Here is a 20332-nt window from a genome sequence, read left to right on the forward strand (position 1 = left end):
CCTCCAAAATCATCTATTACATCATAAATAAACGGTGAATAATTTCTAGTAACACGTTCATCAAGTTGTATCCGAAGAACGAATCGGTTACCATACCTTTAACTTTCAATCCTGTTGTTGATACCATCATTGTTGCTTCTGGAGCAAATACGTTAGTTGCCCAAGCAATGAAAGTGATCATGATGATACAAGAAATCAATGTACGAATGAAATTACCACGGTGTGCCAATGTTGGCATTACAACTGTATAACATACAACAGACAAGATACCAACAGGGAAGTAATTCATATTTGGAATAATGAATGCACATAAGATTGTATAAGGAATCATGATGGCTGTGATAACGATACATGTTGGATCACCTAATCCTAAACATACATCCATACCAATCAATAATGTGTCTTCTTCACCAACCCATTTCGACATAAATTCGTTCGCTGCACCACCAATTGGAGTGATACCTTCCATCATGACAGCAACCATACGTGGAATCAATACTAAGACAGAGGCAAATCCAATGGCCATTTGGAATACACCAGTTACATTTTGTTTAGTCATCAAAGCTAAAATGACACCAACAACAATACCGATAAATGAAGATTCACCAAACACACCTAATTTTTGTGATAATTCATCAACATTTACATTTACCTTATTTAATCCAGGAATTTTACTATACAATTTATCCAGAGCTTCAAAAATTGGATACATCAATACGAACGATGCGGTTGAACATGTTGTACCTTCCAATCCATAATAATCTTGCCAAGCTGGTGCAACATGTTCACCAAATTTAATAGCTACAACAGCCATGATCAAAGTAATCAAGATACCAATCCAAACATTATTAAACATTGCATAAGCTAATGCACCTGGAATTAACATATGGATAAAGTTCCAAATATCTACATTCATTACTTTTGTCCATTTCATTCGAATCATAATGATGTTGATAATAAAGATAACTGGCACAACAAATGGGGCAAATGGTACAGACCAAGATGCAGCACCTACGGCCGCCCATCCCATATCAGTAACAGTATATCCATGTCCTAATTTCGAATAAAAATCAACTGCTGGTTGAATGGTTGAAAACAATAAATTAATAACTAATCCCAAACCATTAAAACCAATACCTACTAATAAACCTGCTTTCAATGCTTCGCCAAACTTCATTCTGAATACTAAACCTAGAATCAAAATCATGATTGGCAAGATGGCTGTGGCGCCCATTCCTAATAATGTCTGGACGGCATTCATTAAAATATCCATAGTCTAAGTCTCTCCTCAATTCTTTTCTTACTCTTGTTTTGCAAGTACTTCTTTACATGTTTGAACGATTTCTTTAGCAACTTTATCTTTTCCAATTCCGGAAATTAAACCGAAAACCTTGATCAATGGTTTGTCAATATGTCCTCGGAAATTAGATGTTGTCATTACAATATCCATATTTTTTGCAGATGATTGAATCGTCTGCACAGTTCCTTTATGCACATTCACAGGAATACCTGCTTCTTTACAAATTTTCTTTACTGCCTCAGCAGCTACTGAACTCGAAGCGATTCCACTTCCACAAGCCACTAAAATTTCAACTGGTCTTTCTGCCATATTTCATTCCTCCCATTCTATTCATTAGGTAGTAGATCTTTATTTTTCTCTTCATTTGGAATCAAGACAACTTTAATTGCCTCCCCTGTTTTGGTTAATTGGATTCCTTCGTTGATTTTGCTCAATGGCAAAATATGAGTAATAAACTTCTTGGCTTCAAAAGCATCCGACAGAGCCAGATGGAATGACTGTTCCACCTGAATACTATTTGCACCAAAATGTCCATAAATCCATAAGCCATTATAATGAGCATAATTCGTGTCTATTTCTGCCAATTTACCTTTGGCAACTCCACCAAACCAAACAGCAATGCCACCTTTGCGTGTCATATACAATGCTTGATTTTGGGTTGCCGTAACCGGTGTTGCTGAAATTACTTTATCGGCCCCTTTTCCATGGGTCCATTTCTTGATGGCTTCCACTGGATCTTCTTTTGAAGAATTGATATACAAATCCGCACCAAATCGCTTTGCTAATTCCAATCTTTCTTCATTCAATTCCACCATTGCAATTTTTGTAGCCCCTCTTAATCGTGCCAATTGAATATGGAAACATCCAATGGGACCTGCACCAATCACAACTACTGTATCCCCATATCGAACATCGATATTATCTTGGCAAGCATAAACCGATGATAATGGTTCTGCCAATGTGGCAGCTATTACATCTTGATCCGGTGCCAATTTGAATACAGAATCTCTGGATAATTGCGTACCTGTAACCACATAATAATCTGCAAATCCACCTACTCGTTCCGTATACTTTCCTTGGTTTTCGCACATCTCCGAGTGTCCTGAACGACAGGCTTCGCAATGTCCACAATGATCTGCTGGATATACATAGATATTTTCACCTAATTCATATCCTCTGACTTTTGGTCCTTTTTCAACGATTTCTCCAACAATTTCATGCCCAAATACATGTGGATATTTACCTTGTCGAGAATCTGTCGTCATATTTCGAATATCCGATCCACATAAACCAACGGCTCGTACATTAATGAGCAATCCATCTTCCGGACAAACAGGTGTTTCTATCTCTTCTACACGTATATCACTAGGTCCATACATTACTGCTGCTTTCATCTTACATACCTCCTTTCCTATCGCTTTGCTTTCTTTATGGCTTCCAGATCTTCATCGGAAAGATTGGAAACGCCCATTGTCTTAGCCAAATTATAAATTTTTAATACTTCTTCTGTTGCTTCAACAACAGCACATGCATGCTCTAATGTTTTTGCCACACATACCAAACCATGATTCGCTAGCAATACAATGTCATGTCCTTGAATCGCTTCGGATAGACCATTTGTGATATCCAAGCTACCCGGTAATCCATAAGGAATGCATGGAATTCCATCATGTAAGATGGCGAATGTGGTTGAGCAACGAATGTCAATGCTCTTGTTGCAATACGCATAGGCTGTCATGTAAGGTGCATGCACATGTACAACTGCATTGCAATCTGGCCTTGCAGCTAATGCAACTTTATGCAACAAATATTCACTCGAACGTCTTTTGTTTCCACCAACTTGATCATCGCCTTTCATGATTGCGATATCTTCTGGTTTTAAAAATTCTTTTCTTGTTGATGTTGGGGTAACATATAATAAATCGTTTTCACGATCATAAATGGAAATATTACCTTCCAAAGAATTAACCAGCCCTTTCTGATCAAGAATCTTGGAATAAAGAACCACTTGCTCTTTTATTTCCTCTGATTTCATTCAATAATTCCTCCTTTTTTGGTTATTGTTTTTTTGAATACGCTTACAATTTAAACGATATTCACCATTATGAAAAGAAGTAGATATTTCCCAACAAGAAATAATTTGTACTTTTTATAATCAAAAAAGAAAATAAAGTAATTCATGAAAACACATAAATTATTTTACAAATGGATTTTTATACATATATTTATACATATACAAATAAAACATAGAGGAATGTGTATTGGCTTTATATAAATAGAATGAATAAAACGAAAAAAAATAATAAATAATACACCATATAAAGTAGAAAATTATACAATTTTTTTCATAATTGGGAAAATAACTCATCTTTTTAAAATCCAATCCATTGTTAAGATAAGAATAGAAACATTGAAAGGAATGGTAAATAACATGAAAAGGAGAACTATCGATTTAATAAATGATTTATCAAAACCAACCAATTATTCCTTGCATGATCTTGCCAATTCTTATCATGTGACTGTGCGTACCATTCGAAATGAAATAAAAACGATTAATGAATTTCTATACAACTATGGATTCACAAAAATTAATATTGAAAAAAATGGATTGGTTCAAGTAAATCGTGATTTTTCTTCATGTCGGAAATATCTTCAAATTGATGATCTATATGAATATAAATTAAGCCCACAAGAACGCATTATTGCTGTTTCCTGTATTTTGCTCATGAAACAAGATTATACGACTTTATCTGAACTAGCTAACCAATTGTATGTTTCAAGAACAACCATAATCAATGATTTACCATCTATTAAAAAATATCTTGAGCAGGTCCAAATTCAACTACATACGCATCAAAATAAAGGGCTTTGCATTAATAACGACGAAATCACATGTCGTGAAGCTTTGGTCCGCATTTTAATATTGGACAATGATCCAAATGATGTCTTCATTACGTATTTATTAGATCATGTTATTTTTTTAAACGATGTCGATCGCAATATGATTCATAATATTATTACAGAAATTGAGAGTGAATATCATATTCAATTTACCAAAGACTCGTCTAACCTACTTAGTTTTTATTTAGAGCTTATGATCGAACGTAACCTTCGTGGATTCTATATCGATACACACATACCTTCATTTGGGGACGAATATCATTTTGCACAAGATATATTGCGCTATATATGTCAATACAGTGTCATCGAACCAAACGAAAAAGAAATAAATGCATTAGGTTATATCATTAAAAATATGTTGCATTATTCATTATTAGTATCCAATGATAGAGAGACCATTGCTATTCAAGTTTTAACTCGGAAATTGATTGAATATGTATCCAATGATTTACGAATTGATTTAACAAGAGATTATCAACTTTATGAAAACCTATCCAATCATTTGAACTCTATCTATCATGAATCCATAACAGAAACAGCTGAAAACCCGGTTCTGCAGGATATTCGTTCTACACAAAAAACAATCATTAAAGCAGTCAACAACAATATTGGTATTGTCAGAGAATTCTTTCATCGGCCTTTAAGTGAAACCGATATCATGTATATTGTTATTCATTTTTGTGCAGCCATAGAGCGATATAAAACCACCAAGATCAACTATAATGTGATTTTGGTTTGCAATGCCGGTATTGGAACTTCACAACTGATTCAAGCAAAACTCGTAAAGTATTTTCATGTAAATGTCGTCGGTATCATTTCTAGTTATGAGATTGATAGTTTAAACGAAAATAGTGCTGACTTATTGATTTCGGTCATCCCTATTTACGATGCCCCCATTGAATTTATCAATATCACACCACATTTAACGGAAGATGATTATATCTTAATTGGGAATAAGATTACCGAATTACGCTTACATAATCATATGCCTGTTAATTCGCATACTTCTGAAGTTTCAGAAATAGGCGTTATGGATGCTATACGTCCAATTTTGATCAATGAAGTACCAGAAAAAGCGGATATTCTTTATGAAAATGTAAAAAAGGCAATCCATCGATATTTTAATCGTATTCAACCCGTGAATGAAATTGATAATGCATCGCCATTTCTGCATCATTTATTGACACCTGAATTCATTGATTTTGATGTTGCATGTAAAGACTGGAAAGAAGCTATACGAAAATCTGCACAACCTTTATTAAAATATGGTTATATTGAAAATCGTTATATAGCCAGCATGATTCATGGGGTGGAAGAATATGGACCCTATATTGAAATCGCACCTGGCTTAGCTATTCCTCATGCTGGACTTAATGATGGAAGTTATAAAACAGGTATGAGCATGATTCGTTTATTAAATCCTATTCCGTTTGGTGTTGAAGAGCTCGATCCTGTACGATACGTTGTGACTTTATCTTCCATCAATCAAAAAAATCATTTACGTGCTCTTTTTCATTTACTTAGTCTTTGGCAAAACGAGAAATTCTTACAAGAATTAAATGCTACGGATTCTGCGGCTGAGGCTAATAAAATAATTGAAAAATTTGAATATACATTGAGTGATTACTAAAATAAATAAGAGAAAGGATTTTGTATAGTGAAATATGAATGCAGTACAATTTGTGATCACAGATTTAGATAACACATTACTCAATAATGAAAAGAAAGTATCTTTGTTGAATCATCAAACCATTGCACGATTGAAAGAAAAGGGTATTTATTTTGGTTTGGCTTCTGGTCGTGATTATCAATCGGTTTTTGAATTGTCTAAGGATTGGAAAATCGATTCTTTCATCGATATCATCATTGGTGGGAATGGCCTTCAAATTTTTCAACCACAAAGTAATCATTTAATATGTCAAAATAAAATTCCAAATAAAGTGGCTTGGAAAATATATGAAACCTTTAAAGATACTGGAGGCTGTTTTTTTGCACGCAATGGAGCCGATCGATTTCAAGAATCAACCGACGCTGATTTACATGCTGATGCCATAAAATATCAAGAGCCGGAAAATATTGTTGACTTAAAAGATTATCTATTCACGCATGATGTCGATAAAGTATCCATTTTTTGTCAACCAGACCAGATGAATCACATGAAAGAAATCGCTAAACAATTGTATGAATTACCTATTTCCATGATGCAATCATCCAGTCACTTATTAGAATTTATGGATAAAAATACAAATAAAGGCTCCGCTCTACATATCGCATGCAAACAATTAAATATTTCCATAGAAAGTTGCATGGCATTTGGTGATACGACTAATGACTATTCCTTAATCAAAGCTGCTGGCATTGGTGTATGCATGAAAAATGGAACTAAAGATGTCAAACAAGTAGCGGATCATATTACACAATATACAAATAATGAGGATGGATTCTATCATTTCATTCAAGAACATGTACTAAACACATAAAAAGTGAAGATGGTTAAATCTTCACTCTTTATTTTTGATATGCCAGTCTTTCGTAAAGCATTTTTATGGCTTTTATTACTAAATTGAGTGCAAATACAATCTTCATAAGCAGTTGCTCCGTGTTCGGCTATGCATCCTTCAGGTTATCCAATACTTCTACTTTCTTATTGTCTGTCATATGTTGTTCCTTATTCTATTTCCAAAAGATAGTTTGCTACTTCCTCATCAGTAATCAATACATTGATCCATTCTCCTTTTAATACAGAGAGGATAGCTTCTTTCTTTTCCAGACCACCAGCGGCACCAACACGAACGGGAATCTTTCGAAAGGCTTCCAGATCCAATGCCATCAATTGATCGTGATACGTCATTTGGACAATATCCCCATTTTCATCAATAATTTGGCCAACCACTTCACCAACACCTTTTTGCGTGGATAATTCATGAATCATTTCTTGATCCAACATTGGATCTCCCATTGCATTCGAATCGGGTTCAATCGTACTGATACCTGTTATTCCTAGATCTGCATGTTCGGCCATATCGAGTATTTCTTTTATACTTTTTTCTCGAATCAATGTTTGTTTTACTTCGGGTGTGGATACCATCAATGGCGATAATAATTGATAGCCGTCACAATTCAATATAGTTGCCAAGCGTTCTATCAAATAGTTCGAATAAGAAAAGCGATATTCATAATCATTGGATGGATTATAGTTAGTAGATCCCATGAGTGGTAACAATTTTACGTTGTGATATTTTTGAAACTTTAATCGCATGTCTTTTTCCAAAAAAGCTACCGATTGTTGAAGTGTTTTTCCTCGACTGAGTGCAATTGTCATATCATTATGCAGAGTGCGCAATAAAAAATCAGAAAGATAATAGGCAATTTCTTCTCGAATGGAGAGCGAATCCTTTTCTTCTTTATATACAATAATGGCTTCTTGCAGATGAAACTTTTTTTCCAATGCTTCTTCTTTGCTGATCAGAAGACCTTGTGGACGATTGATCACAACTTGTACATACCCTTCTTTTTTGGCTTTTTCCAAGGCACGGAAAACGGTTGTACGAGAAACATTCAATTTCTTGCCAATTTGTAGTTGAGACATTCCCTTTCGATAATACATCTCTACAACTTTATAAATGAATCGGTCATCACGCATATATTTCTCTCCTATTTCATTCTATTAAATATTGTTGAATAGATAGAGTTTGAATGCAACCATTTTCTACTCATCATGAAAAACAATACTGATACGATAATTACCATCGACGGCTGCTTGATAAGCCTTTTGCATATCTTTTAAAGGATATCTGGCTTCCACCAAAGCGGAGATATCGATCATACCTGTGCTCAAAGCCTTGGCTGCGTCTTCAAAATCTTCATTGGTACCACCATAGGTGCCAACTATTTCCATTTCTTTATAATGGATATCATTGGCTGATATATGTAGTTCTGGTTCGGGATGTCCTGCCGCGAATACAAGAAACCGTCCCTGTGACTTCTTAAGCATCGAAATGCCCTGTTCATATGCTTTGGAGTTTGCTACGGCACCAATCACAACATCAGCTCCATCGTCATCCGTTATTTCCATTACTCTTTGTACTGGATCCTCCATTTTGGAATCCACCACAAGAAATCCCATCTGACGAGCAGTTTCTAATTTAGCATCCAACAACTCTGATACAATGACGCGTGCTCCGTAAGCACGGGCTACTAATGCATTCAATAATCCCATGGGTCCTGCGCCAATCACGACAACGGTTTCAAATGGTTTAACATGAACTTTTTTCATACCACTGATCACAGTTGCCAACGGCTCGGTAAAAGCCGCTTGCGATGGATCTAAATCTGGATTTAATTTATATAGGCCATCCACTGATTTTACCGTGTACTCTGCGAAACCAAACTCACCAAACTTATAGCCATCTTCGCTTTCTTGTCGAAAGCTTTCACAAGCGGAAACATTGCCATGTCGACATTCCAGACAATGTCCACAACCTTGATATCCCAGTGCAACGAGATCACCAATTTGAAAATCCTTGACTTTGGATCCTATCGCAATGATTTCACCACATCCTTCATGTCCACCAGCCATCGGATAGCCTTGGTGTTCTCTCAATCCCATAAATTGTTGATAATCCACTGTACAAATATTGCAAGCTTTCATTTTGATCAATACATCATAGTCTTTCAAGACAGGAATTGGTCGTTTTCGAATTTCACATTGTCCTTTTTTCACTAGACAAGAAAAGGTCATTATTTTTGGTAATTTGCTCACTCTTTACCTCCTGTTGTTTATACCCATTATTATGTGCATTTGTTCTTTATTTACTTTTATTATAGAAATCCAAAATAAATTGTCAATTCAAAATTAACTTTATTTCATATATATGGAATTATGACTACTTTATATAAAAAAAAGAGACCGATTTCTCAGTCTCATAACGCTCTTCGATAGATTTCAATAATATCTTCTACAGACAAATCAACAAAGCTACCTTTACATACTGCTTTTTCAGCCATGGCCTTGAAATTCTTTTCATCGGTGATACCTACTTCACGCAAGGTTCTTGGACATCCTAATTCGTTAAATAAGAAATGTTTTGTTTTTTCAATGGCTTCTTTGGCAATGGTTCGTTTATCTTTCTTTGCATCAATATTCCATACATTAATTCCATATGTCGCAAAGGCATCGACTTTCTGATCAAGGATATATTCCATCCAAACCGGTGTCAAGATGGCAAGTCCTTCTCCATGGGTCACATCATAGACTGCACTTAATTGATGTTCCATGCCATGTACACACCATTTGACTTCGGCGCCTTTTTTCAATAGGCCATTAATGGCATTGCTGGAACACCACATCAAATTCGCGCGAGCATCATAATTGGTTGGATCTTTGATGGCAATTGGGCCATAATGAATCAATGTTTTCAATAAACCTTCCGCAAACCGTGCTTGCAGATACGCGCCTTCTACATTGGTGAAATAATTTTCAAAGGTATGGGACATGATATCAGCCGTTCCGGCCGCTGTTTGTCGTTTTGGCAATGTGTAGGTATATGTTGGATCCAAGATTGACATCGTTGGGAAAATATGATCCGAATGTACGCCTTTTTTGATTTGTAGGTCCATATCCGAAATCACACCGACATTATCCATTTCCGATCCCGTTGCAGCCATGGTCAACACCACATAAATAGGCAAAGCCGATTGAATCTTATCGTTGTCCATCACAAGATCCCAGGCATCTCCTTCATATACGGCTGCTGCAGCTATAACTTTGGCACAATCAATGGATGAACCACCACCAATCGCCAAAACCGCTTCGATTTGATTATCCTGACAAATTTGTACACCTTTGCGAACGGTTTCAATACGCGGATTGGGTTCTACACCGGGCAATTCAAAAATTTCATGACCAGATAATTCCTTTAAGGCTGCATCATAAATGCCATTGCGTTTAATAGATCCCCCACCATATACAAGCAATATGTTCTTTTGCGTAATTTCACTCAAATGTGAAATCATTCCTTTCCCAAAATGGATACGCGTAGGAATGTAATAAGTAAAATTATTCATAGGTTTTACATCTCCTGTTTTCTTTGTATCCATTATACCATGAGATTTTCGACATGCAGACACGACAATGTCATAGGCATGTTTGGCTTGTTTGCCACCCAATACCACACAAAACAGATCTCCCAAAGCATTCGTAAAATAAATCGTAAAGTAGTATTTGGATGCATTGGGACAAGATCGCAAACGCACAGCCAATGTACTCAACAAAGACAAGCGTTCTTTGGGTAGTCTGTGAACAATTTGAACTTCATTCTCATAACGCAATGTCCGAATGTTTTTATAATCAATTTGTGCAGTTCTTTGAAACGTCGATAGTAATAAACGATCATTCCGAATATCCAATTCGGCCCAGCCTTCTTCCGGCATTTGTGGATGACCACCCAAATAATTGACTTTTACATTTTCAATGGTTTGACTTTCCTCTTTTTGATCTGTCAAATATTGGAATAAAGCATCCGCTTCTTGTGCCTGTCCCTTTGGAATTTTGATTTTAAATTGATTCCTACGTGTTTGTATATACAACATATTTTTTTCTTGTCGTATATCCATAATATCCATTTTCTTAAAGTCTTCACTCAGAAACATCTGTTTGATGGATATTCGATCATGATACACCTGTATCGATGTTGATTTGAAACGAAATGTTTTATCCATAGTTCATACACTTTCTATAAATAGTTGATATCTACCTTTGAATCAGACATGAACAATACATCCACATCCTCCTCTTCTGCCCCATGGTACATCTGGGTACCTGCTTTGAACCAAACAAAGTCTCCAGGTCCAAAATCACCCACATTGGTGACTAATTTTCCTTTTAAAACATAAAGTCCATGATTACATGTATGGGTATGCCAAGGAATCATACAACCAGCTGGGTAAATGATTCGTTTGATCGTGGCACCCGTTTCTTCATCTTCCACAAAAAACTTTTGATACAACGTCTTTTTCGTTTTCGAATTCGTATGTGGAAAATCTTTCATGTCATAACTATTTTTTGGCAAACAGATTGCACTATTTGAATCATCCGATTCATGACTGTATGGTTCATCATAATAGACCATATCCAATGGTTTATTGGTCATGTATAAAACATCAACGGCTTCATCCGTTGCACCATGATACATTTTGTAGCCTTCTTTAAACCAGACAAAATCGCCTGGACCAAAATCACCCACATTTGTATGCATCGTTCCTTTTAATACAAAGTCACCATGCGCACAATGATGCTCATGATTGGTGATCATGTTCCCTTCTGGATAGATCATTCGTTTGACTAACATACGATTGGGAACTTGAACAAATTCTCGTTGATACATCAATTTCTTATTGTGTGAATTGATATGCTCATACGCTTTCATATCGTATTCATTATTTCGGATAATTCGTTCGGCTTCCATATTATTCCTATTCATCCATATTGACAAAACAACGCATTGCTGATTCAACATCTTTTTCCATCGCAATACGTCCTACTTTGGCAGCATCACTAAACATCTTATATGGGCCTTGTTTCGATACGGCATCACCGCCAGCTTTATCCATATATGTATAATAGTTGATCTTGCGAACTCCATTGGCAATGACTTTCTTATAGTCTTCATGGGATACCCCACTGCCGCCATGCATCACAATTGGCACACCGGTTTGTTCACTGAGTTCTTTGACCAATGCAAAATCTAGATTTGGTTCGGCAAAATATTCGCCGTGTACGGTTCCAAAAGAAGCAGCCAAACAATCCACTCCGGTTTTTTCAACAAAATCCTTAGCTTCAGCTGGATCGGTATACATGCTACGATCCGATTTACGATTTTCGGTGATTCCTTCATTATTTAAGGTGATTCCTGCCATTTTGCCAATTTCTGCTTCAATGGTTACTCCATATTTCTTGGCAAGCGCTACTGCTTTTTGAGTCATCTTGACATTTTCTTCATAAGGCAAAGAAGAGCCATCAAACATCATGGAGGTAAAGCCTAATTTCAAAGCTTTTTCAATATAGTCCAGATCTACACCATGATCCAAGTGGACGACAACAGGTACTTTTGCGCGTTTGGCCATCAAAACCATGACAGGGCCCATCTCTTCGAGATAGGCAATATCATTTTCTTCGTGGGTCTGGGCAAATGCTAAAATGGTTGGCATATTCAGTTTTTCAGCTGCTTCTAAAATAGCTTGAATATGTTCAAAATTAACAACATTGAATGCACCAATCGCAATCTTTTTCTCATTTGCGATTTGAAATACTTCATTTAAATCTGCTAACATGGTTCCTCCTATTTTGAAAATTCAATCAATACTTTGTATGATTCTGGACTTGCAGCAAAATCTAAGGCTTCCACAATATCTTCGGGTGCATAGGTTCTTGAAATAACAGGTTTTAAATCCACAATACCTTTACTGATACAATCAATCGCACGACGGAACGATTCTTTTGTGCCATTTTGTGTGCCGGTTACATAGATCTCCGCTTTATGTAAACGTCCAGCATCCACTTCAATTGGTTTGTTTGGATGAATGGAACTAAAAATATTGCAGTAGCCACTCTTTGCCGTCATTTCGATGGCTTGAGCAGCTACACTCGGAATGGCTGTGGTATTAAAGACCACATTAGCTCCACGTCCATTTGTTAAATCTTTTATTTGTTCAACTACATCCGATTCCATTGGATTGATCGTTACATCGGCACCCAATTGACGAGCAACAGCAGCACGTTCTGGATTGACTTCACTCACGATTACTCGTGCCCCTTGTTTCTTAGCACAGATCACATGAAGCAATCCCATGACACCACCGCCTAAAACAACGACATCATCTCCCATTTTGATTGGTGTACGCTGGATACTATTGATGACACAAGCCAATGGCTCCGTTAAAGAAGCTACGTCAGAAGGCGTTTCTTTTGGATATACATACAAATCACGAGCATCGGCTACGGCATATTCTGCAAATCCATAGAATCCAGAATATCCATCCGGATTGTTGTAATTTAGACCATTCATGAATTCACTACAAATATTTTCATGACCGTGTTTACAATCGTCACAAATGCCACAATCATCAATGATATAATTAATGACATGATCACCGACATGAATTAGATTTTCATTTACATTCGGTCCTATTTTTTCAACGACTGCACAATATTCATGCCCACCAATATGTGGATATGAAAATTTATTTTCACCTTGATAATCACGCACATCATTGACACAAATCGCCGCTGTCAAAACACGTAATAATACTTGTCCATCTTTTAATTCTGGAACTTCGATATCTTTAACCTCATACGTTTTCGGGGCAACAAGAACACAAGCTTTCATATTTTTTTATCTCCTTTTTCTATAAACAAATATAGGAGTATCCGAAGATACTCCAATAAAATAGCAATGATCCTTTAAGTTGAGATATTTCTTTACATAAAGAGAAGAGTTTTTGGCCGAGTGGATCATTCCTATTTTTTGGTCATTTATTCATTAACAAATGCAACCACTTTATTCGCTAGGTCTTCTAAGACGCCTAAATCTCCCATCATAGATAACATGGTATAACGAGCACGATTTTCTTTTCCATATACCAATGCGTTGTATAACATTTCATCACTGAATCCAACTTGAGAAGGGAAATATGGAGCATCTAAGCTCTTCAAGATTTCGATCATACGATCCGATGTTGGCATATAATCATTCATCAATTTAACAATTTCATCCCAATTCTCTTCAATTTTATCGATACGTTTTAAACGTCCTTCTGGTTCATTCTTCTTCGATTCATGTTCCAATTCAATGATTGCATCGCTTGCTGTACCATAGACTTCTTTCATCTTTGCTTCCCAAGCAGCTTGATCATATTGTTTTGCTTTAGCACGAGCCGCATCAAAGTCTGGACGAGATTCACGAAGGAATTCTGTCATTTTCAAGATTACAACTTCAGCCAATCCAACTTCGATTCCATGAAGTACTGGAATTTGACCATTTTGAATTTCGATTGCTTCCCAATAATGATTTAAGTGGTGTTCACAACCAGCTGCTGGACGTGAATTACCAACAAAACTCATAGCAACACCAGTTAATACAAGGCCTTCCATGATATCACCAATGACTTTTGGATCGCGGCTTGCCGCTTTATCCGCATTGGTCAATACATTTTCAATGCAATCTTTTACCAAATTTACAACTGTATCACAATAATATTCATCATTTATGATTTTTGAAATTCGCCAATCATTCAAACAAGTAAATTTTCCAAGCAAATCACCAAGTCCAGCTGAAATCATACGAGCTGGTGCACCACACAAAATATCGGTGTCACCAATGATGAATAATGGTGTTTGCGCAGGAATCGTTTGTTTAATGTTATCAACCATCAATGCAGCACCACTGGATGCAAAACCATCCATCGGAGCCGCTGTTGCTACAATGGCATATGGTACATTCATTTGATAACTGAAGAAACGACACATATCATTGATGGATCCAGTACCAACCGCAACAACCAAATCCAAATCTCTTGGTGCATCAATCATCAGTTTACCTAAAGATTCTTCATTTGGAATAAAGCGTCCGCCTGTAAATACATGTGCTTTGGCATCAATATTCGCATCATGAAGGATATTCATGACTTTTTCACCAGCAATTCCGTACGTGATTTCATCACAAGCAACATATACTTTCTTAAATCCATATTTTTCTACGTAATCAACTAAAGACGTTAATACGCCAGCGCCGACTGTACATCCTTCTAATCCTGTAGAATGGGTACGTCCGCAACTACATTTAAATGGCTTTCCTAAGTAATCAGCCAATTTAGGTGCATTTGACATAATCATTACCACCTTTCATTTTTTCTAAGATTATTACCTTTGACCTATTCGAATCATAACAATCTTTCATGGATGAAAGGTGCCATCCTTTGCGCATAGAATTACGCAATCTGGCCGGTTTTATCCAGTTGCATATTGCATAATGATTATGAAAAAGGTGCTTCTTTTCGAAGCACCTATTTTTCCATTTCAGCTAATTTTTCAATACGTCTTTTATGACGTTCTCCATTACTAAAAGGCGTTGATAAAAAGGTATGTACAATGTCTTTTGCCACTTCAATACCAATGATTCGTTGTCCCATGGATAACACATTGGCATCATTATGCTCACGTGTTAAACGCGCCATCGTGGTATTGGTACAAAGACCACAACGAATGCCTTTCACTTTGTTGGCAGCAATCGAAATGCCAATACCTGTTCCACAAATCACAATCCCTTTTTCTACTTCATGATTAGCTACTTTTTCAGCTACTGCCTTACCAAAATCGACATAATCGCAACTTTCATAACTATCTGTTCCACAATCAATAACTTCATGTCCTTCATTGCGCAACATTTCCATGATCGTATTCTTATAGTCTACGGCTCCGTGATCATTTCCAATGGCAATTTTCATTTAATGGCCTCCACAAATTCTTTGATATGTTTTGCGTTTAATCCATAGTGATCCAACAATTCAGCTGGTGTACCACTTTGTCCGAATGTATCCTGTACACCCATCATATATTGTGGACAACGATCGGTTTCTGAAGCCAATACTTCCGCTACCGCTCCGCCTAAGCCGCCGATCACATTGTGTTCTTCAACCGTTACGATCGCATCATGGGTCTTGGCCAATTCTTNTCGGTTTCTGAAGCCAATACTTCCGCTACCGCTCCGCCTAAGCCGCCGATCACATTGTGTTCTTCAACCGTTACGATCGCATCATGGGTCTTGGCCAATTCTTTGATCAAATCCGCATCGATTGGTTTGATCGTATTGATATTGACTACCGTTGGATCAAAATCCAATTCTTTTGCAGCTTCCAAAGCTTCCTGTACCATCATACCAGTTGCGACAATAGCGACTTTTTCACCTTTTTGCATGACGATACCTTTACCATATTCATATGTATAGGTCTCTGGATCATTGACCGATTCAACCGCCAATCTTCCTAGACGGACATAACATGGTCCATCAATATTGGCTACGGCCTTAACGATAGCTTTAGCTTCTGGTCCATCACATGGTTGGAAGACATGCATATTTGGGATGGCACGCATCAAAGCAATATCTTCCAATGCCTGGTGCGATGCACCATCTTCACCAACGGTGATACCTGCATGCGTTGCACAAATCTTTACATTCAAGTTTGGATAGCAGATACTGTTGCGCACCTGGTCATAGGCACGTCCAGTTGCGAATACCGCAAAGGTCGATGCATACGCGATCTTGCCGCTGGCTGCCAGTCCAGCTGCTACTGCCATCATATTGCCTTCGGCAATTCCCATATCAAAATGACGTTCGGGACATACTTTCTTGGCTTCGCCTGATTTCGTACTGCCTGCTAAGTCTGCATCCAATACGACAACATTTTTATTTTCTTGCACTAATTCTGCAATTGCCTCTCCATAGGCTGCACGGGTTGCCTGTTTTGCCATTATTCATTGCCCTCCAATTCTGCCATTGCTTGTTCATATTGTTCTTTGTTTGGTGCCTTACCATGCCATCCGGCCTGGTCTTCCATGAAGCTGACACCTTTTCCTTTGGTCGTGTTCCACAAAATACATGCTGGTTTGCGCTTTACGCTCAAGGCATAATCAAATGCTGCCTTGATATCATCAAAATCATGACCATAGGCTTTGATGACCTCAAAACCAAACGCTTCAAATTTCTTGTCCAATGGATAGACATTCATGACATCTTCCACTTTTCCATCGATCTGCAAGTGGTTGCAGTCAACCATGAATGTGATATTGTCCAGGCCATAATGGCTCGCTGCCATAGCAGCTTCCCATACTTCACCTTCCTGGCATTCACCATCACCTAATAAAGTGAAGATATGATGTTTATTGTTGTCTAACTTATTGGCGATAGCCATTCCAACAGCCGTGGATACACCTTGACCCAATGATCCCGTTGACATATCGACGGCATCGATATAGTTCATATTTGGATGTCCCTGCAATTTGGAACCAAATTTACGGAACGTCTTGATATCATCCTCTGTCAAAAAGCCTTTTTCTGCCAAAACACTGTATAAAGCAGGTGTAACATGTCCCTTGCTCAATACGAAACGATCACGATCGATTCCTTTGACATTGTCTTTGTTGATGTCCATCACTTCAAAATACAGATACGTCAAGACATCCGCTGCTGATAAGGATCCACCTGGATGACCTGATTGACCCGAATAGACAGCAGTCAAGATATTCTTGCGAACATTGTTTGCATGTTTTTTTAATTCTTCTTTATTCATTTCTGTTCCTCCGATAAAAAATGCGGTGTAATTTTACACCGCAAATTCTTAATACCTTATGCAGCTAAGATACCAGTTAATCCACCAACAACGGCAATTACAATAATCAAACCGATAACTTTTAAAGAGCTCCACTTCTTGCTAGCCATTAACCAGTAAACTAAGAATGTGAAAGCAAAAGGCAAAATCTTAGGCATTACGGCATCAAATAATGATTTTTGTACAACAAACTTCGATCCGGAAGTAACCAATACCAAACCACAACTTACGTTTACATAGTTGGCAATCAATCCTCCCATTACCATACAACCCATAACTTGTGCACCTAGCAAGATCTTGTTCAATAAACCTTTTTCCAAGAAATCCAGGATTGCATTCGATCCGGCATTGTATCCGAAGAAGAAGTTAGCAAAACTAAATACATAGGTAATGACAAGCATCAAAATCAAATAAATGACAGCACCTAATACAGTTTTAAAATTCAAAGTAATGTCAATAAGGATAGCCAATAAGATTGGAATCAATACACCTTGCCAAATAGTATCACCAATACCAGCAAGTGGTCCCATCAATGATGTTTTCAATGAAGTAATGAATTCACCAGTAATTGGTTCACCCAATGATTTTTGTTCTTCAAGGGCAATAGCCATACCTAAGATACAAGATCCAAATTCTGGATGGACGTTAAAGAATTCCATTTCACGTTGCATAACTTCTTTACGTTTTGCATCTCCGTCTGGATCCCCTTTGTACAAGTCATCAATAACAGGTACAAATGTGTGACCACAAGCCATACCCATCATACGTTCATAGTTATAGTTTGTTTGAACCCATGTCTCCCAGTTAAATGCAGCATGATACAAATGGTTTTTAGGAATGACATGTTTAGCATCTGCTTTAATATCTGGCATCTTAGAAATCCTCCTCTTCATCGGTATCAGCGGCACCCGCTGCTTCTGTTTGAGCTTCTCCTGCTCCACCACTGTAGCGTAATTGAATATAAACCAATGCTACCAAGAATGCGATGACACCTTGAGGCAACAAAGCCAATCCTGAATATACAGCTACAACAAATCCTAAGAACAAGAATACACGAGATTCACCTTTAAAGATGTATTGTAATGTGATTGCGATTCCTAATGCAGGCATCATACCACCAATGATCTGGAAGATCGTTAATGGTGTACCAGATAATGCTTTAACGATTGGTGTAATATAACTTGCACCAAAATAAGCTGCTAAAGAGGCTGGAATAACACAAATGCATGCGGACATGATTTGAGGCAATAAAACGTTGGCAATCCATAATTTGTGATATTGTTCGTTCGCAACAAATTTATCTCCTAAGTGAACCCATACAGAGTCAATAGTCATACGAGTATACCATACCAATGTACCCAAGATTCCAATAGGAACGGCTAATGCCAATGCTGTTTTGGCATCTAAGTTACCCGTGATGGCAAAGGCAGCGCCTAATGTTCCGGCCAAAGCCATATCGGCTGGCATTGAACCTCCGGCTGAAATGAAACCTAGATAAACTAAGTTGATTGAAGCACCAACCATGGCACCCTTTAATGGGTCTCCCAAGATGATACCTGCAATCCAACCACAAACTAATGGTCGTTGAATTGTCCACAATCCAACAAATGGTAAATTGGCTTCTCCAATCCAATACAGGATTCCAAGAAGCACTGCTTGAAATACAGACATACTTTTCTCTCCTTTTCTATTATGTCTAGCAGAAATTTATTTTGATATTTTTATAGCAAGTTAGAAATATCAATTACCTTCTGCTCAGGTACTAACTGATAAAAGACATCTACGCCTTTTTCATTTTTCATACGGCGAATCGAATCTACTTCGGCTGGACTCGCCGATACGTTGTTGACAAATGGTTGACGATCACCACGAATACCCATACCGCCTAAGTTCACTTGCTTAATGGCAACGCCACCATCTAACAACTGTTCGAATACGATTGGCGATTTTGTTAGCAACAATACACGTTCTCCTGGTTTTGGATCTTTTTGTAGTGCTTTGGTCGCTCCGGCAACGGTTAACACTGCCACTTGTGTACCAGCTGGTGCTAAGGATTTCAATACTCGTTTGTTAAAATCATCCTTTGCTACCTCATCATCCACCACAACAACACGGTTGGCGTGAGTGAACGGGATCCAAGCCGTTACTACTTCGCCGTGAATCAATCGGTCGTCTACACGACACCATACAATGTTACGCATACTTCTTACTCCTCCTTATTATTTTTTTAAAAGTCATCTTCGTCGGATGGAACATCTGCTTTTTTCAGGTCCTCTAAATATTTTCGGACATCGGACACTGTATTTGTGGCTAATTTTAATGTTTCATCACAAATTTCGGATGCACTTTTATCGTTACCTCTCATTAATAGGATTTCCATTAATAGAGGAACGTTGATTCCTGTTAGATGATACACATCCCATTTGCTCATCAATTGAACAACAGCATTAAATGGACTACCATAGAATAAATCCGTCAAAACCAGAATTTCTTCGTCTGGATCTGCTTTTTTAAATTCTGCTTCGATATTGGCTTTTAACTCATCAATACCTTGATGTGGATATAATCCTATATAAGCCAATTTTTCTTGTGGCCCTAAAACCATTTCCATTGTTTCATACAATCCTTTTGAAAAAGAACCATGTGATACTAAGACAATTCTCATAATTTACCCCCGGAATTTCATCATTGGATGAAAACGTGGTTGATAGCGTTTTCAACTTACAATGCTATTTTAATTTGTTTTTT

Annotated in this window: 20 protein-coding genes and 1 pseudogene; 2 read left to right on the forward strand and 19 right to left on the reverse strand. The window is 37.4% G+C overall.

The window, feature by feature from the left end:
* Positions 1–16 precede the first annotated feature (16 nt).
* From EDX97_RS06370 to EDX97_RS06385, 4 genes are read right to left on the reverse strand one after another with little or no spacing between them, the layout of a single operon-like run.
* Positions 17–1273, reverse strand: a complete 1257-nt coding sequence (locus tag EDX97_RS06370) for a PTS transporter subunit IIC (RefSeq protein WP_128520331.1) — start codon at positions 1271–1273, stop codon at positions 17–19.
* 27 nt (positions 1274–1300) lie between these two features.
* On the reverse strand, positions 1301–1609 hold the full coding sequence (locus EDX97_RS06375) for a PTS sugar transporter subunit IIB (RefSeq protein WP_128520332.1): 309 nt from the start codon (positions 1607–1609) through the stop codon (positions 1301–1303).
* A gap of 17 nt (positions 1610–1626) precedes the next feature.
* On the reverse strand, positions 1627–2694 hold the full coding sequence (locus tag EDX97_RS06380; protein ID WP_128520333.1) for a zinc-binding dehydrogenase: 1068 nt from the start codon (positions 2692–2694) through the stop codon (positions 1627–1629).
* Positions 2695–2711: 17 nt separating this feature from the next.
* Entirely contained in the window at positions 2712–3335 is a 624-nt protein-coding gene (locus tag EDX97_RS06385) for a class II aldolase/adducin family protein (protein WP_128520334.1), read from the reverse strand.
* A 396-nt stretch (positions 3336–3731) separates the two neighbouring features.
* Here EDX97_RS06385 and EDX97_RS06390 point away from each other — a divergent pair, with 396 nt between their 5' ends.
* Both EDX97_RS06390 and EDX97_RS06395 read left to right on the forward strand, forming a co-directional pair.
* Positions 3732–5831, forward strand: a complete 2100-nt coding sequence (locus tag EDX97_RS06390) for a BglG family transcription antiterminator (protein WP_183164295.1) — start codon at positions 3732–3734, stop codon at positions 5829–5831.
* Positions 5832–5865: 34 nt separating this feature from the next.
* Positions 5866–6681: a Cof-type HAD-IIB family hydrolase gene (locus EDX97_RS06395; RefSeq protein ID WP_128520336.1), complete on the forward strand. Its 816-nt coding sequence runs from the start codon at positions 5866–5868 to the stop codon at positions 6679–6681.
* A 188-nt stretch (positions 6682–6869) separates the two neighbouring features.
* Here EDX97_RS06395 and EDX97_RS06400 read toward each other — a convergent pair whose 3' ends face one another.
* From EDX97_RS06400 to EDX97_RS06470, 15 genes and pseudogenes are all read right to left on the reverse strand, one after another.
* A complete protein-coding gene (locus tag EDX97_RS06400; RefSeq protein ID WP_128520337.1) occupies positions 6870–7844 on the reverse strand; it encodes a sugar-binding transcriptional regulator in 975 nt (324 codons plus the stop codon).
* Positions 7845–7910: 66 nt separating this feature from the next.
* Positions 7911–8963 (reverse strand): zinc-dependent alcohol dehydrogenase, encoded by a 1053-nt coding sequence (locus EDX97_RS06405; RefSeq protein WP_221175901.1) that lies wholly within the window; start codon positions 8961–8963, stop codon positions 7911–7913.
* Between the two features lie 161 nt (positions 8964–9124).
* A complete protein-coding gene (locus EDX97_RS12155; protein ID WP_338076164.1) occupies positions 9125–10921 on the reverse strand; it encodes an iron-containing alcohol dehydrogenase in 1797 nt (598 codons plus the stop codon).
* 14 nt (positions 10922–10935) lie between these two features.
* Positions 10936–11682, reverse strand: a complete 747-nt coding sequence (locus tag EDX97_RS06415; protein WP_183164296.1) for a cupin domain-containing protein — start codon at positions 11680–11682, stop codon at positions 10936–10938.
* Entirely contained in the window at positions 11675–12532 is an 858-nt protein-coding gene (locus tag EDX97_RS06420) for a class II fructose-bisphosphate aldolase (RefSeq protein WP_128520339.1), read from the reverse strand. The genes EDX97_RS06415 and EDX97_RS06420 overlap by 8 nt, the downstream gene beginning before the upstream one ends.
* Before the next feature lie 8 nt (positions 12533–12540).
* The gene (locus tag EDX97_RS06425; RefSeq protein ID WP_128520340.1) at positions 12541–13587 is read right to left on the reverse strand and encodes a zinc-dependent alcohol dehydrogenase; all 1047 of its coding nucleotides are present in this window, start codon (positions 13585–13587) and stop codon (positions 12541–12543) included.
* A gap of 146 nt (positions 13588–13733) precedes the next feature.
* Complete coding sequence (locus EDX97_RS06430) at positions 13734–15086, reverse strand: sn-glycerol-1-phosphate dehydrogenase (protein ID WP_183164297.1); 1353 nt, start codon at positions 15084–15086, stop codon at positions 13734–13736.
* 176 nt (positions 15087–15262) lie between these two features.
* Complete coding sequence (gene rpiB, locus EDX97_RS06435; protein ID WP_128520342.1) at positions 15263–15703, reverse strand: ribose 5-phosphate isomerase B; 441 nt, start codon at positions 15701–15703, stop codon at positions 15263–15265.
* The gene (locus EDX97_RS12260; protein ID WP_420884696.1) at positions 15700–15810 is read right to left on the reverse strand and encodes a hypothetical protein; all 111 of its coding nucleotides are present in this window, start codon (positions 15808–15810) and stop codon (positions 15700–15702) included. Before EDX97_RS12260 ends, rpiB begins: the two co-directional genes overlap by 4 nt.
* A 120-nt stretch (positions 15811–15930) precedes the next feature.
* A pseudogene (locus tag EDX97_RS06445) lies at positions 15931–16727 on the reverse strand (transketolase family protein); the annotation flags it as partial.
* Positions 16727–17545, reverse strand: coding sequence for a transketolase (locus EDX97_RS06450; protein WP_128520343.1), 819 nt, complete (start codon positions 17543–17545; stop codon positions 16727–16729). The pseudogene EDX97_RS06445 and the gene EDX97_RS06450, both read right to left, overlap by 1 nt.
* Positions 17546–17601: 56 nt before the next feature.
* Positions 17602–18456 (reverse strand): PTS system mannose/fructose/sorbose family transporter subunit IID, encoded by an 855-nt coding sequence (locus EDX97_RS06455; protein ID WP_128520344.1) that lies wholly within the window; start codon positions 18454–18456, stop codon positions 17602–17604.
* A gap of 1 nt (position 18457) precedes the next feature.
* Positions 18458–19255 (reverse strand): PTS mannose/fructose/sorbose/N-acetylgalactosamine transporter subunit IIC, encoded by a 798-nt coding sequence (locus EDX97_RS06460; RefSeq protein ID WP_128520345.1) that lies wholly within the window; start codon positions 19253–19255, stop codon positions 18458–18460.
* Positions 19256–19305: 50 nt separating this feature from the next.
* Positions 19306–19785 carry a PTS sugar transporter subunit IIB gene (locus EDX97_RS06465; RefSeq protein WP_128520346.1) on the reverse strand — a complete coding sequence of 160 codons (480 nt, stop codon included), beginning with the start codon at positions 19783–19785 and terminating at the stop codon, positions 19306–19308.
* A gap of 26 nt (positions 19786–19811) precedes the next feature.
* Positions 19812–20249 carry a PTS sugar transporter subunit IIA gene (locus EDX97_RS06470; protein ID WP_128520347.1) on the reverse strand — a complete coding sequence of 146 codons (438 nt, stop codon included), beginning with the start codon at positions 20247–20249 and terminating at the stop codon, positions 19812–19814.
* Positions 20250–20332: the final 83 nt, after the last annotated feature.

The organism is Absicoccus porci, from assembly GCF_003725415.1.
Lineage (GTDB): Bacteria > Bacillota_I > Bacilli_A > Erysipelotrichales > Erysipelotrichaceae > Absicoccus > Absicoccus porci.